The 13952-nt window shown below is 66.3% G+C and carries 13 protein-coding genes and 2 tRNA genes; 8 read left to right on the top strand and 7 right to left on the bottom strand.

Annotation, left to right across the window (positions count from 1 at the left end; all coding sequences use genetic code 11):
- Positions 1-21: 21 nt before the first annotated feature.
- Positions 22-1275 (bottom strand): DUF2279 domain-containing protein, encoded by a 1254-nt coding sequence (locus ACFFDA_RS15205; protein WP_404481423.1) that lies wholly within the window; start codon positions 1273-1275, stop codon positions 22-24.
- A 144-nt stretch (positions 1276-1419) separates the two neighbouring features.
- Between ACFFDA_RS15205 and ACFFDA_RS15200 the strand changes: the two genes are divergently transcribed.
- From ACFFDA_RS15200 to kdsA, 4 genes are all read left to right on the top strand, one after another.
- The gene (locus ACFFDA_RS15200; RefSeq protein ID WP_404481421.1) at positions 1420-2460 is read left to right on the top strand and encodes a phytanoyl-CoA dioxygenase family protein; all 1041 of its coding nucleotides are present in this window, start codon (positions 1420-1422) and stop codon (positions 2458-2460) included.
- Between the two features lie 454 nt (positions 2461-2914).
- On the top strand, positions 2915-3943 hold the full coding sequence (locus tag ACFFDA_RS15195; RefSeq protein ID WP_404481419.1) for an SIS domain-containing protein: 1029 nt from the start codon (positions 2915-2917) through the stop codon (positions 3941-3943).
- 14 nt (positions 3944-3957) lie between these two features.
- Complete coding sequence (locus ACFFDA_RS15190; RefSeq protein ID WP_404481417.1) at positions 3958-4767, top strand: manno-octulosonate cytidylyltransferase; 810 nt, start codon at positions 3958-3960, stop codon at positions 4765-4767.
- Between the two features lie 155 nt (positions 4768-4922).
- Positions 4923-5765 (top strand): 3-deoxy-8-phosphooctulonate synthase, encoded by an 843-nt coding sequence (gene kdsA, locus ACFFDA_RS15185; RefSeq protein ID WP_404481415.1) that lies wholly within the window; start codon positions 4923-4925, stop codon positions 5763-5765.
- Between the two features lie 156 nt (positions 5766-5921).
- On the opposite strand, the gene ACFFDA_RS15180 is transcribed toward kdsA, so the two are convergent.
- From ACFFDA_RS15180 to recJ, 3 genes are all read right to left on the bottom strand, one after another.
- Positions 5922-5996, bottom strand: a tRNA-Glu gene (locus ACFFDA_RS15180).
- 37 nt (positions 5997-6033) lie between these two features.
- A tRNA-Glu gene (locus ACFFDA_RS15175) sits at positions 6034-6108 on the bottom strand.
- 92 nt (positions 6109-6200) lie between these two features.
- Positions 6201-7988 carry a single-stranded-DNA-specific exonuclease RecJ gene (gene recJ, locus ACFFDA_RS15170; RefSeq protein ID WP_404481413.1) on the bottom strand — a complete coding sequence of 596 codons (1788 nt, stop codon included), beginning with the start codon at positions 7986-7988 and terminating at the stop codon, positions 6201-6203.
- A gap of 205 nt (positions 7989-8193) precedes the next feature.
- Here recJ and ACFFDA_RS15165 point away from each other — a divergent pair, with 205 nt between their 5' ends.
- From ACFFDA_RS15165 to ACFFDA_RS15155, 3 genes are read left to right on the top strand one after another with little or no spacing between them, the layout of a single operon-like run.
- Positions 8194-8622: a flavodoxin family protein gene (locus ACFFDA_RS15165; RefSeq protein ID WP_404482766.1), complete on the top strand. Its 429-nt coding sequence runs from the start codon at positions 8194-8196 to the stop codon at positions 8620-8622.
- Positions 8623-8635: 13 nt separating this feature from the next.
- Positions 8636-9472 (top strand): hypothetical protein, encoded by an 837-nt coding sequence (locus ACFFDA_RS15160; protein WP_404481411.1) that lies wholly within the window; start codon positions 8636-8638, stop codon positions 9470-9472.
- A complete protein-coding gene (locus tag ACFFDA_RS15155; RefSeq protein WP_404482765.1) occupies positions 9457-10065 on the top strand; it encodes an AHH domain-containing protein in 609 nt (202 codons plus the stop codon). Before ACFFDA_RS15160 ends, ACFFDA_RS15155 begins: the two co-directional genes overlap by 16 nt.
- Here the strand turns inward: ACFFDA_RS15155 and ACFFDA_RS15150 are convergent.
- The gene (locus tag ACFFDA_RS15150) at positions 10020-10970 is read right to left on the bottom strand and encodes an NAD(P)H-dependent flavin oxidoreductase (RefSeq protein ID WP_404481409.1); all 951 of its coding nucleotides are present in this window, start codon (positions 10968-10970) and stop codon (positions 10020-10022) included. The genes ACFFDA_RS15155 and ACFFDA_RS15150 overlap by 46 nt on opposite strands.
- 202 nt (positions 10971-11172) lie before the next feature.
- Here ACFFDA_RS15150 and ACFFDA_RS15145 point away from each other — a divergent pair, with 202 nt between their 5' ends.
- Positions 11173-12360 carry a MaoC family dehydratase N-terminal domain-containing protein gene (locus ACFFDA_RS15145; protein WP_404481407.1) on the top strand — a complete coding sequence of 396 codons (1188 nt, stop codon included), beginning with the start codon at positions 11173-11175 and terminating at the stop codon, positions 12358-12360.
- 99 nt (positions 12361-12459) lie between these two features.
- Here ACFFDA_RS15145 and ACFFDA_RS15140 read toward each other — a convergent pair whose 3' ends face one another.
- Together ACFFDA_RS15140 and ACFFDA_RS15135 are read right to left on the bottom strand one after the other, a co-directional pair.
- The gene (locus ACFFDA_RS15140; RefSeq protein ID WP_404481406.1) at positions 12460-12849 is read right to left on the bottom strand and encodes a hypothetical protein; all 390 of its coding nucleotides are present in this window, start codon (positions 12847-12849) and stop codon (positions 12460-12462) included.
- 87 nt (positions 12850-12936) lie between these two features.
- Positions 12937-13647, bottom strand: coding sequence for a hypothetical protein (locus tag ACFFDA_RS15135; RefSeq protein WP_404481404.1), 711 nt, complete (start codon positions 13645-13647; stop codon positions 12937-12939).
- Between the last annotated feature and the right edge of the window lie 305 nt (positions 13648-13952).

The following is a 13952-nucleotide window of genomic DNA, read 5'->3' as shown; positions in this document are numbered from 1 at the left end:
ATCATCACGCGTCCAGTAGACTCAATTGCCCAGGCGGCCCGTCGTGTCGTAGCGCAGCGATGTGTATGGCACCTGAAAATAGTCGAGGAACGAATAGGCCGCCTTGCCGACCCTGGAGGTCGACTTGCCGAACAGCAACTCGCCCAGGTTGAGGCCGACGCCGACGAAAAGGTGGCGCTTGGGCTCGATGCCCGCCGCGCGGTCCGACAGCAGGAAGTCGGAGGCATAGTACCCGAGTTGCAGGTCGAGGTAGCGAAGCGGCGAATTGTCGAGCTCCCTGAAGCCCGATCCCTTCAGCGAGAACATGAACCGTTGCTGCGCATAGTGCTTCTTGCCGACGTGGCTGTAGATCTGGTCGTTGGGAATGACTTCGATCTTGAACGAGACCTTCTCCTTGAGGCCGGGAACCGTGTTGCGCAGGACCGAGAATCCCGCTCCGCCCAGGTTCATCAGCACGTCCTGGACCGACCAGCCGGAATCGACCTCGATGCCGTCCGAGAACTCGTTGAAGATCATGAGGCTCGAGGCGATGATCGCAGCGGTCACGGCGTCGCCGTCCGAGGCGCCGGTGCGCCTATGGATGCGGTTGTGCAGGAATTCGGCCAGGAGGTAGGTGTTGAAGGCATGGGTCAGCTTGTCGACCCCTATGTTGTCAGTGTCCTTGCCGAACCAGCCTTCGTTCTTGAAATGGAAGGGCTTGGTGTCCTTGAACAGCTTGTTGCCGCTCATCACGCCGAAATAGCCCAGGAAAACAAGCGATTCGGTCTTCACGGAGCCGACCTGCTTCCAGAAGCCGTAATCGGATTCGACATGGTCCGCCCAGTTCGGGTCGGTTCCCGCGCCGACGGGCCGGCAAGCTAGTCCGCAACCTTCGTCAGTGAGGCGATAGCGATTTTCGTCGGACGCCGGCCCGACTGGCTCGAGGGCGGGATAGGCCCGCGGTGCCTGGGTCAGGACCTGATCGGAGCGGGCCGTGGCGAGGCTCCAGTGCGCCATCTCCGCCGCGTCATCCGCGAGGGGGGCGGCAGGGGCCGTTCCCGCAACACGGCAAGAACCGTCTGCGGCGAGCACGCAAGGGTCCTGCGGGGCGGCCGGAGCAACGAATCCATGCGACGCGAGACGGCCGAAGGGTGCGGCGACGACGATGGGGTCCGACGGGGCCAGCTTCGGGTCCACGAGCCCGCCGGGCGCCGGCAAGTCGACGGACTGGGCCAGCGCCGGAGCCGATCCGAGCGCCGCGACCAGGGCCAGAAGCGGCCCGCAAATAACCTTCATCGTTGCTCCCTGACGGCATTTGTGCCCGCTTGTTGACGGCGCCGTGTAATCGTGTGCAGCATTGTAGAGGCAAACCGAAAGCGGTTGCAACATCGAGCCGTATGGCCGATCTGAAACTGTCCCGGCATCTGGTAGCCTTTATTCATGAATGTTCTCAAGCCGATACGGATCATCTTCGCATTGCCGATGTGGATCGTGCAACTGGGAACCTCGGCCAAGAGCTTCCTCGACAACCCGCTGCTCGGATCGCGCCGGCTCAACCGCTGGGGACTGCACCGCGCCCGGGTGAGGCTGGCGGCGGCGATGTGCGGATGGCGGCGGAGGCGCCTCGCCGGCGCGGTCCGTCCTGACTGGCGCGAGGCATTCGACCGGGACGGCTTCGTCGCGATTCCCGAGATTGTGGCGGCGGAGGAATTTGCGCGACTGCGGCAGGCGATCCTCGATTATGAAGGTCCCGCCCGCGAAATGCGGCAGGGTGACGCGATCACGCGGCGCCTGGCTGTCGGCCCGGACATGCTAGCGGCCATCCCGCAACTGCGCGTGCTTCTCGCTCGCGAGGATATCCGCGCGCTGTTCCATTACGTCGCCGGCTTTCGCATCGAGCCGCTGCACTACATCCAGACCATCGTTACGCACGATGGCGCCAACGATGCCGATCCGCAGGAATCGCTTCACGCGGACGCCTTCCACTCGTCGCTCAAGGCCTGGCTGTTCCTCAATCCGGTGGAGGCGGACGAGGCGCCTTTCCGTTTCGTGCCGGGCTCGCACCGCATGGAAGGGGGCCGCCTCGCGTGGGAATATCGCCGGAGCTTGGCCGATCCACGCGCCATCGACCGGCTCTCGGCTCGTGGATCGCCGCGTGTGGGCCCTTCCGATCTCGCGGAGATGGGCCTCCCCGGCGCCACTGCCCTGGCCGTGCCTGCCAATACGCTGGTGGTCGCCGATACCGTGGGTTTCCATGCGCGCGGGGCCTCGGTGCGTCCCGTGGAGCGCGTCGAGATCTGGTCGTACAGCCGGCGCAACCCATTCCTTCCGTGGCTGGGTGCGGACGTGCTCAGCCTGCCGGGCGTCGCGGAGCGCCGGGTCGGATGGTTGTGGTCTGCGCGCGACCGCTTCGAGCGGTGGGTGGGCCAGCCCTGGAGCCTGGTCGGCATGCGCAGGCCGGTCGACGGGAAGCGGCGCTAGCCCCCGGTTCGCGGGCTGATCGCATCCGTTTCGAACCTATTACCAAGGCGCGCGCTGGTCGTCTCCGTCTAAGCTTCGAAAGGCGCATGAGGGAAAGTCGGCCGGCTGGCCCTCCATGCCCGTGGCGACGGGGCCTGGAGATGTTCGGGGGCGTTAAAAGATGTTCACGCGCAATCCTCGTCTGGAGGACGGTGAGGATGGGTGGCAAAGCCCGATGCGGCCGCACTTTATGGAGTTTTGCGGCGGAAGGACATGTAAAATGGCCGAACTCGACTTCTCCCGGACTATCGCCCGGGGTCTCGTTCGTTTACCGAATTACCGGGGGTGTGCGCCTGGATGGTTGACTAGGGGCTTTGCCGAAGTATTTGATCTTCCCAAGGAATACTGTACCCCCGCTTCTCCGGTCTCCGCTCGTGGCGGCTTACGGCTGAAGCTTAAAGTTGGAAAATCACGTTTGTCTTCGCCAGTAATACTCAAGACTCGCGGGTCGTCCGAAACCATTCTCCTTCGCGCGCGCGAAGTCATCGATGTCGAGGCACGCACCCTGGATTTGCTGGCGGCGTCGCTGGGAGATGCCTTCGTCAGGGCCTGCAAGCTGCTCTATTCCGCGCCGGGGCGCATCGTCGTGGCGGGGGTCGGCAAGTCGGGTCACATCGGCCGCAAGATCGCCGCGACCCTGTCCGCGACGGGATCGCCCGCGATCTACGTCCATCCCGGAGAGGCGGCGCACGGCGATCTCGGCATGGTGATCCCCGGCGACATCGTCCTGGCCCTGTCGAATTCGGGCAACACGCCGGAACTGCGCGCGATCTTCGATCACGCCCGGGTGCTCGACATTCCGATCGTCGGCATGACCTCGGCCGCCGGTTCGCTGGTGGACCGGCGGGCCGACATCTGCCTGCTGTTGCCTGAGGCGCAGGAGGCCTGCCCGGTCAACATCGCGCCGACCGCGTCCACCGCGCAGCAGCTCGCTCTCGGCGATGCCATCGCCATGGTGCTGATGGACATGCGCGGTTTCGGGCGCGAGGAGATCAAGTCGCTCCATCCCGGCGGTGCGATCGGCCTGCGGCTGGCATCGGTCAGCGAACTGATGCACGGCAAGGACAAGCTGCCGCTCGTGCGCCCCGACCTCAGGATGGACTCGGTGATTTCAACGATGACGGGGATGGGCTTCGGCATTGCCGGGGTCGTCGACCGTGCGGGACGGCTGCTGGGGATCATCACCGATGGCGACCTTCGCCGTCATTTCAGCGTGCTGGGCGAAGTGACCGCGCAGCAGGTGATGACGCAGAACCCCAGAGTCCTGCGGGCGGGCATGGCGGCGCAAGATGCCTTGCGCATGCTTAACGACGCCCAAGTGACCTGCGCCTTCGTGATCGCCGACGACGAGCCCAGCTGCGCCGTCGTCGGAAGCGAATACAGGCTGCACCCGCCGGTGGGGATAGTCCACGTCCACGACTTCCTGCGCCTCGGCTTGTCCTGAATACAGGTCCGGTCATGACTGCCGCCAGTTTCGCGATCATCATTCCCGCGCGCCATGCGTCGACGCGCTATCCCGGCAAGCCCCTGGTCCCGCTCGTCGGCGCGACGGGCGAGGCGCGCACCTTGATCCGCCGCAGCTGGGACTGCGCAATGCGCGTCGAAGGTGCCGTCGGGGTATGGGTCGCCACCGATGACGAGCGGATCGCGCGCGAGGTCGAAGGTTTCGGTGGCCAGGTAGTGATGACATCGGCGTCCTGTGCCAACGGCACGGAACGATGCGCTCAGGCCATTGCCACGCTGGGTCCGGTGGCGGACGTCGTCGTCAATCTTCAGGGCGATGCGCCCCTGTCCCCGCCCGAAGTGGTGGGGCGGCTGGTGGCGCGGCTCGACGAGGACCGCGAGGCTTTGGTGGCGACGCCGGGCGTGCGAGCCTCGCGCGGGGTCTACATCCATCTCGTCGAGGACCAGGCCCAGGGCCGGGTCGGCGGCACGACCGTCGTGATCGACCGACACGGGCGGGCCCTGTATTTCTCGAAGCGAGTCATTCCCCATCTCGATGCCGCGGCATCGGCTACGGCCTTCCCGCCGGTTCATCTTCACCTCGGCCTTTATGCGTATCGGCGAAGCGCCCTGGAGGCGTACTGTGCGGCCGGACCATGCGAGTTGGAAGCCCTTGAAGGGCTGGAGCAGTTGCGCTTCCTCTACACGGGTCTTCCGGTTTCGGTGGTCACCTCGGAGCCGCTGGAATGGGATGCGATAGAATTAAACAATCCCGGCGACGTGCCCGTGATCGAACGCATCCTGCGCGAGCGCGGCATCGTGTGACCAGCGGGCATTTTTTCGCCGGCTCGGGAAAATCCCGCTAATAATCGCGCGTTCCCGCAAGATCACGTTCACGACCTGGCTTGCGCAAACCGCTTGACCCGGCTGTCCGCGGGCGTGATCGGACCTGTTTCGACAAACTGTTCACGAGCCATCCCATGCAGCATTCCGTTTCGCTATCCAACGGCATCACGTTCGCCAACGATGCGCCGTTCGTGCTCATCGGGGGCATGAACGTCATCGAGAGCCGGGACACGGTGATGGAGGTGGCTGCGGGCTTTGCGCAGGTCACGGCAGAGCTGGGCATCCCCTACGTCTTCAAGGCCAGCTTCGACAAGGCCAACCGTTCGTCGACCGGGTCGTTCCGCGGGCCGGGGCTGGATAAGGGCCTGCAGATCCTGGCGGACGTAAAGGAGCGGTACGGCGTGCCGATCCTGACTGACGTGCACGAGGCCTTCCAGGCCGATTCCGTAGCGCAAGTCGCCGATATCCTGCAGATACCCGCCTTCCTGGCACGCCAGACGGATCTCGTGGTCGCCGTCGCGCGCGCGGGCAAAGTCATCAACGTCAAGAAACCGCAGTTTCTCGCTCCGCACGAGATGCGCCACATCATGCGCAAGTGCGAGGATGCCGGGAACGACCGGATACTCCTGTGCGAACGCGGGACGGCGTTCGGCTACAACAATCTCGTCGTGGACATGCTGGGGATGGACGAAATGAAAGCTCTGGCACCAGTGGTGTTCGACGCGACCCACGCGCTCCAGCGCCCCGGAGGGCGGGCCGACAGTGCCGATGGCCGTCGCGCCCAGGTGACCGCGCTTTCCCGCGCAGGGATGGCCATCGGTATCGCCGGTCTCTTCGTCGAAGCACATCCCGACCCGGACAGCGCACTTTGCGATGGCCCTTGCGCACTGCCCCTGGAGCGGCTGCGCGCGTATCTCGAGCAGATTCAGGCTATCGACCGCCTCGTTAAGCAGTTCCCGCAAATCGAGACGGGTTGAGGCCCGATCGATCCTCGGGCCTGCAGGCGGGTCGCGCTCCGATCAGGTCAAGTCGCCGCATCGATCGGCGATGCGCTTCAGCCGGAGCGGCAAGCGAAATTTTCCGGATCATGGGGAGCATCGCCAAAGGCATGAACGCTGTGCGCGTGGCGAAAATGGTGACCCCTACGAGAATCGAACTCGTGTTTCAGCCGTGAGAGGGCCGCGTCCTAACCGCTAGACGAAGGGGCCGTTAAGCCATTTTCGGTTTGCCTCACCATCCAAGGAATGGTGACCCCTACGGGAATCGAACCCGTGTTTCAGCCGTGAAAGGGCCGCGTCCTAACCGCTAGACGAAGGGGCCGTACCGGGTTGCGCCGGAGGCAGGACCGGCCCTCTAGCGGGGGTCCGCGGGGTGGTCAACCCCTTGCTCGCGAGAAAATTCACATTGTCTTTTCAGTCGCAGAAAGCGGCGTCGTCGAGGTGCAGTTCGGCCTGGGGGCGACTGCCCCAGTCGTCGATCCTGGCGCGCCCTGCGAGCCACAGGCGACGCCCCTGTGCAGCATGGAGGAGGGCCTGGCCCATCTCTGTCTCGGCCGAGCGGAATGCCATCGCCTTGAAGCGGCCGCCGTCGGGACCGCTGACGATCAGGCGCAGGTGATCGGCCCCGACGACGTCGGCCTTGACGATGCGCACGGGGCCTACCGCGACGCGCGGGCCGGGCCAGCCCATGCCGAAGGGGCCGGCGCTCTCCAGCGTCTCCACCAGCGCGGGGGTCAGCCCGCCGGGCGACAGCGCGAGGTCGAGAAGCATCGCCTGGCCGGCGCTGGCGCGCGAAACGTCGGCGGCAAGTCGCTCGTCGAGCCAGTCGGACAGGGCTTCCAGCTTGTCCGGAGCGATCGTTAGGCCTGCCGCCATCGCGTGGCCGCCACCCGCCATGAGCAGGCCGGCTTCGCGCGCGGCGATGATCGCAGCGCCCAGGTCTACTCCCGGGATCGAGCGGCCCGAACCCTTGCCGTTGCCAGCCTCGTCGGCGCCCAGGGCGATGACGAGGGTGGGCTTGCCGGTCTTTTCCTTGAGCCGTCCGGCGACGATGCCGATGACGCCGGGATGCCAGCCATCGCCCGCGACCACGATCACCGCGCGGTTGTGCTGGCGACCGAGCTGCAGGTCGGCCATTTCCTGCACCGCCTGTTCGATCGAGCGGCGCTCGTCGTTGAGGCGCGAGAGCTGTGCAGCGATCTGCTGCGCCTCGTCGGCGTCGGTGGTGGTCAGCAGGCGCACCCCGAGCGTCGATTCGCCGACGCGCCCGCCGGCATTGATGCGCGGGCCGAGCGCGAAGCCGAGGTCCGAACAGGTGGGCGCGCGGCTGAGGCGGCTGGCGTCGATCAGGGCCGCCATGCCGACGTTGTCGCGCTTGGCCATGACCCTGAGACCTTGTGCCACGAAGGCGCGGTTGAGCCCGTGCAGAGCGGCGACGTCGGCGACGGTGCCGAGCGCGACGAGGTCGAGCAGGGCGAACAGGTCGGGCTCGCGCCGGCTCTCGAAATAGCCTCGCCGGCGCAGGGTGCGTACTGTCGCCACCGCCAGCAGGAAGGCGACGCCGACGGCGGCGAGATGGCCGTGGCCAGCGGCGAGGTCGCTCTCGTCGAGGCGGTTGGGATTGACCAAGGCCGCGGCGCGGGGAAGCTGCGGCGAGCACTTGTGATGGTCGACGACGATGACGTCGACGCCGGCCTCGTGGGCCATCTCCAACGCCTCGTAGGCCATGGCCCCGCAGTCGACGGTGACGATCAGGCTCGATCCCTCGCCGGCGATGCGCACGAGCGCCTCTCCGGACGGGCCGTAGCCTTCGAGCAGCCGGTCGGGGATGTAGTAGCGTGCGTCGTGCCCCAAGTCCCGCAGGAGCAGGATGAGGAGTGCCGCGCTGGTGGCGCCGTCGACGTCGTAGTCGCCGTAGACGGTGACGGTCTCGCCGGTCATGACGGCCTGGGCAACGCGCTCGGCCGCCGCGTCCATGTCGCGGAAGGCGGACGGGTCGGGCAGGAAGGCGCGCAGCGAGGGATTGCGGTGACGCTCCAGGTCTTCGCGCGGGACGCCGCGGGACAGCAGGAGCTGGGTGACGATGTCGTCCTCGAGACCGGCCGGACCATCGCTGAGGTCCATGTTGCCACCGCGCCAGCGCCAGGCCTTGCCTGTCAGCGAGCGGTCGATCCCGAAAACACTTGCGGATCGTGATTCCATGAGAACCGCGTTACTCCATGCGCTTTGCGGCGGGAAGGGCCGGGCTCGGTCGGTCCCCGCCTTTCAGGACCGATTCCGCGGTGATTTCTCGATTGCCTCGGTGGCATGCGGGGCGGAGTCGGGGATATGATGGGGTGAGGCAACAAGGACTGCTGATTCTTTGCTCGCGATTCTCTGGCACAGCCGTACCGGCGCCGCTCGCGCCATGGCCGAGGCGATCCACGCCGGCGCGGAAGGCCATGCGCGGCTGATCGCGGCAGCCGATGCCACGAGCGACGATCTGCTGGCGGCCCCGGGCTACCTTTTCGTCTGCCCCGAGAACCTGGGCACGATGACCGGCATGATGAAGGAAATGTTCGACCGCTGTTATTATCCGCTGCTCGGCCAGGTCGAGGGGCGACCTTATGCTACGGCGATCGCGGCAGGTTCGGACGGGCGGGGCGCGCAGGCGCAGATCGATCGCATCGTGACCGGCTGGCGACTGCGCCGGGTGGCCGAACCGTTGATCGTCAATCTCGGTGCACAGGAGCCCGAGGCGATCCTGGCCGAAAAGCAGGTGCCGCAAGCGCAGTTGCAGGCATGTCGGGACCTGGGTGCGGCCTTCGCCGAGGGCCTTGCCATCGGCATATTCTGAACGGGGGAGGAGCATGGTGAACGGACTCGACGCCGCACTAGAATTCGGGCCTATTCGGTCGCACCGCCAAACGGACGTGGAGCACGAAGCGCTGCCGCATTCCTCGCAGTATGAAGTTTCCGGCTCGGGACTGTCGCTGTTGTTCAGGGCAGGCGAACGCCCCGAAGCTGACGACATCGCGCGGCTCGTCGCATCCGCTCGGGAATCGGGACTGCCTGCAATGGTCAGCCATCGCCCCGCATCGGATGCCGGCTGGCTCGAGATCCTCGCCAGCGGCCTGACTTTCGACATCCGCGGCCTGGCGCCGGCCGAACCGACCGGGGCGGTCGCGGTCGAGCACCGTTTCGGTTTCGAGGAGGAAGGAGATGGCGGCGCCTACGAGCCTGTCGAACTGGTCCCCTCCGGCCACATTGCGGCGGGCGCGGGCCTGCAGCCCGCATTGCGCACGATGATGGGGCTGGCGGCCAATCTCGCGTTCGAACTGCCGGTTACCGGCCTATACTGGCAGCCGGCGCGCACGCTCATGGCACCGGACTACTTCTCGCGCATGGTGCTCAACTGGCTGGGCGGCGGCGCGTTTCCCGCGCTGGGGCTGACGGCGCTGCTGCGTGCCGGGGACGGCAGCGTGGCCAGCCGGGGACTGGCGCACTTCACGGGCCAGGAAATGCAGATTGAGGGCAGGGCGGGCGAACCTCCGGCCGAGACCATGAAGCTGGCGATCCGGGTGATCGACCACCTCGTCCGGCAGGGGCTCATCTCCGAGGCGCAGGGAATCGGCACGGGTGCGGACGCCTTGCTGTTCGAGCCGTCGCAGGTGGGCAAGCTGGTGCTCGTCTGGCGAGGGGAGTAGCGTTTCCGCAGGAGCGCCGGCTGAGGGCCCACCTTTCCTTTCGCGCCGTCAACCGCAACGACCGGCCCGGCTACGATCCGGGACTGCAGCGCCATCACCTGCTGCCCCGCCAACTGCTCGGCCATGGCGCGTTCGCTCGCATGTTCGAGAGCATCGGCGGCGAGCGCTATCGCTTCGAGGATTTCCGCGAGAACGGCCTGCTGCTGCCTTGTGACGAGCCTGCCGCGCTGCGCATGGGCCTGCCGCTCCACCGGGGGCCGCACCGGCTCTACAGCCAGCTGGTGATCGAGCGGGTGGGGCAGATCGAGGCGGCCTGGGCGGCCGGCCGCGGCACCGATCCGCTGGGCGCGGCGATGCAGGCGCACATGCGGCTGGACCTGCTGCAGCGCGCCCTGCGGCGCTACTTGCTGGACGGGCAGCGTCGACGCCTGCGGCTCAACCGCCACGATCCCCTGGGCGTAGGGGTGGACTTCACCGAACTGGACGCGATGGTCGATGCGCTGTGGGGTTCGACCCGCGAGGTCGCCGCCTCGTCCTCTGCGTCGGTTCAGCCGATGCCGATTCGTCCGCGCAGTTCGTCCTTCGCCGACTGATACTGCGCCGCCAGCGCCGCGACGCGGTCCGCGACCGGCTCGACCGTACCGATCGCGCCGATGCCCTGGCCTGCGCCCCAGATGTCCTTCCAGGCCTTGGCGTCCATGTTGCCGCCCGAGCCGAAGTTCATCTGGCTCTTGTCGCCTGCGGGAAGGTTGTCCGGGTCCATGCCGGCCGCGACGATCGAGGGGCGCAGGTAATTGCCGTGAACGCCGGTGAAGAGGTTGGAATAGACGATGTCCGCCGCGCGCCCGGCGACGATGGCCTGCTTGTAGTCCTCGGCAGCATTGGCTTCGGTCGTGGCGATCCAGGGCGTGCCGATGTAGCCGAAGTCCGCGCCCATGGCTTGCGCGCCGAGGATCGAGCGGCCGCAGGCGATCGCGCCGGAAAGCGCCACCGGGCCGTCGAACCACGACCGGATCTCCTGCATCAGCGCGAAAGGCGACTGCTGCCCGGCATGGCCGCCGGCACCGGCCGCGACCGCGATCAGGCCGTCCGCGCCCTTGTCGATCGCCTTGCGCGCGAAGGTGTCGTCGATGACGTCGTGGAGCACCAGGCCGCCCCAGCCGTGTATGGCGGCGTTCACTTCGGCCTTGGCGCCCAGCGAGGTGATGGCGAGAGGAACCTTCCACTTTTCCAGCACCGCAAGATCCTCGTCCAGCCGCGGATTGGTGCGGTGGACGATGAGGTTCACCCCGAAGGGGGCGGCGCAGCCGCGCGTCTCCTCGGTGATGCGGTGGAGCCATTCGTCCAGCTGGCTCGTCGTGCGGGCGTTGAGGGCGGGAAAGCTGCCGACGATGCCCGCGCGCACCTGGGCCACGACCAGTTCCGGGTTCGAGGCGATAAACATCGGTGCGGCGATCACCGGGAGGCGCAAGGACTGGAACAGCGCGGGAAGTGGCATCGAGGCATCCGTTTAATCGTTCGGTTAAAACGGGCATAATGGCGCCGGCCCGACCTGTCGAGGGTGGATCGCCATACCGCCCGTGCGTTGACGTGGCGTCCGTCCGCAAATGGGCGTGACGTTGTACTCGCTCTGAAATAGACACCATTGTCGATTAGTTGTGGCCCGTACAAGCGGGCCGAAAAAGAGAGGATCAGCCCCGATGGCAAACCCCGTGTCAGACCTGGCGGAACAGGCGTTCGATTGCTCCGATATCGATCAGTACCTCGGCAAGGTGATCGACAGTTCTCCGATCCGAGAGCCTCTGGGTAACAACGATATCCGTCGGTGGGTCCAGGCGATGCACTACCCCAATCTCGCGCATTTCGACCCTGCCTATGCCGCGCAGAGCCGCTGGGGGAAGCTAGTGGCGCCACAAAGCTTCCCGATCGTCATGGACGACAGCCACGGCACTTCGGCCTCGTGCATGGGTCGCATCGCCGAATCGCACCTGCTCTTCGGTGGCGACGAATTCTGGCACTACGGCCCGCGCGTGTTCGGTGGGGACGTCATCGTCAACGAGCGCATTCCCTACGACTACACCGTCAAGCAGACCGGCTTCGGCCCGACCTGTTTCCAGCGCGGAGACAACTACTATCGCAACCAGAATGGCGAACTGATCGCCAAACAGCGCTCCACGGCGATCCGCTATCGTGCGGCGGCCGGCGGCGACACCGTCAACAAGGACGAGTTCGAGGAGCCGGAATGGACCGACGCTGAACTCGCCGCCCTGGAGGAGCGCAAGTTCGCCTGGGTCCAGATGCTGCACGATCTCGGCCATGGCGAACGCTGGTGGGACGACGTCACGGTCGGCGACCAGTTGCCCGAGCGCGTGTTCGGGCCGCATACCGTCGCCAGCTTCACCACCGAATGGCGTTCCTACCTGTTCACGGTCTGGGGCACGCTGGACCGTCGCCAGATCGACCTCGAGGCGCTGGGCTTCACCAAGGAGATGGCCGGGCATGAAAACGACCCGGTGATGGAGCGCATCAACCCCGCGATCACCGACGGCGCCTACTATGGCCCGTCGCGCGGGCACCTGTTCCCCAAGTACGCGCGCAAGATCGGCATGCCGCGCGCCTACGGCTACGGCGCGTCGATGGGCGCCTGGGTAACCGACTATCTCGCCGGCTGGGCGGGCGAGTGGGGCATGGTCGTGCACTCGACCGCCAACTATCGCGGCCCGGCGCTCGCCGGCGACGTGACGATCCAGACCGCCGAGGTCGTGGACAAGATGGTCGACGAGGAAGGGCGTCACCTGGTCCAGGTCAAGCACCTCATGCAGAACCAGAAGGGCGTGAAGATGTGCCTCGGCATTGCCGAGATCGAGTTGCCGAAGAAGCCGGGGTAATCCGCGCCGGGTGCTCCAACGGCAAGCGCAGCGGACACGGATGTCCGCTGCGCCGGTCAGGCCATCCGGGTTGCACGGTGGCCTGGTCCCCTCCCGCGTTCAGGGGAGCACGAAAAGCCAGCCGCCGGTAAAGACGCTCTGCGCGCCCGAGGCACCGGTTGCGCCCGCAGCGTTGGCGTTGTGCGAACCGGCGAAGCCGAGCGAGGCCGTGGAGCCCTGCTGGGAGGTCCACGACGAGTGGGTCGACGAGCTGTTGGTGTTGTTGCCGTTCGTCAAAACGGTGCCCGAACCGTTAGAGTTCGAATTCGCGCTGGATTGCTGGACGGTCGTGCCGAAGATCGCGGAGCCGCTGCTGCCGACGCTGCCCGCGCTGGCGTTGCTGCTGGACGCGGTCGCGCCCTGGCCCAGGACGAGGCCGAACTGCGCGGCCATCGCCGGGGAGGCCAGTGCCATGCTGGCAGCGATGCAAACGAGAGCCTTCTTCATCATGATCCTTCTCCGTTTCGAGGGGGCCTGTTCTCCTGTCGCATCACGATCCCGGCCCCTTTCCTGGGATCGCGAAACCAAACGGTTCGGTTACTTGGTTACCAGCATCTCGGGCCGGGGCGCCGCCGCGACCATGGGAGGCTGGCGGGTGACCGCCTCGGGCGTGGGATAGTCCGCCGAGGTGCGCACGGCCGGTTCGGGCGCGGGGGCGGGCTCGGGCTGAGCCTGTGCGGGTTGGGTCGTCGCGGTGCTGCCCAGCAATCCCGCCACACCGCAGGCCTGCGCAGTGGACTTGTCGGACTTGGGGCCGCTGCTGTCCGACGTGCAGATCGACCAGATCATCATAGACATCAGCCGGCCTGCCAGTTCGGGCTGGCCCAGGTTGGCAGCATTGGCCGCGGCCATGCCGAACTTCTCCGCTCGTCGCAGCGACTGGCAGGACTTGTCGAAGACCGGACCGGCTCCGCCGATGCTGATCCCCAGCGGGGCCGCGCTGGCGCCGCCGCTGGCGGTGCCGCCGCAGTAGTCGCTGCTGAAGCTGCTCGACGCGGCCAGCGGCACGGCATTGTTGGTGTAGAACTTCTGGGTCCTGGGAGTGGTGGAATTGAAGGTCAGGCTGACCCCCTGCTGGTTGGTCGCCATCTGGCCCTGGGTCTGGTTCTGCGCGTTGTTCGCCTCCTGTCCCTGGGTCTGGCCCTGTCCCTGCGTCTGGTTGGAATCCGAGTTCGATCCCGAGTTCGATCCCGAGACGGCATTGGAATTCGACTGGCTGGTGGAGGTGAGATTGCCCTGCTGGTTCACCGGGGCGTTTACGTTGGTGGGATTGCTCTGCGAGGCGGCCTGGGACGCTGATCCCGAATTGGCCGTCGAGTTACTTCCGCTTTCCAGACTCGTCTGCGCCTGGGACGGTAACGCTACAGACAGGGATAGTATAAATGGAAGAGTATGAAGATACGAGCGTGTGCTTCCTTTCATCGTCGTCACCCCTGTTCGTACCCTTGCGGGCGTTTGGACGAGCATCGGCGCCATGCACCCGGCCCGGATGACCGAAGCGCACGATGGCCGTTCCCGGAATAAATCCGGGATATGCAGTGGCTGAGGCACGG

The organism is Novosphingobium sp. BL-52-GroH (assembly GCF_044813085.1).
Taxonomy (GTDB): Bacteria; Pseudomonadota; Alphaproteobacteria; order Sphingomonadales; family Sphingomonadaceae; genus Novosphingobium.
Note: the sequence above shows the minus strand (reverse complement) of the source record. Positions and strands in the feature narration are given on the sequence as shown.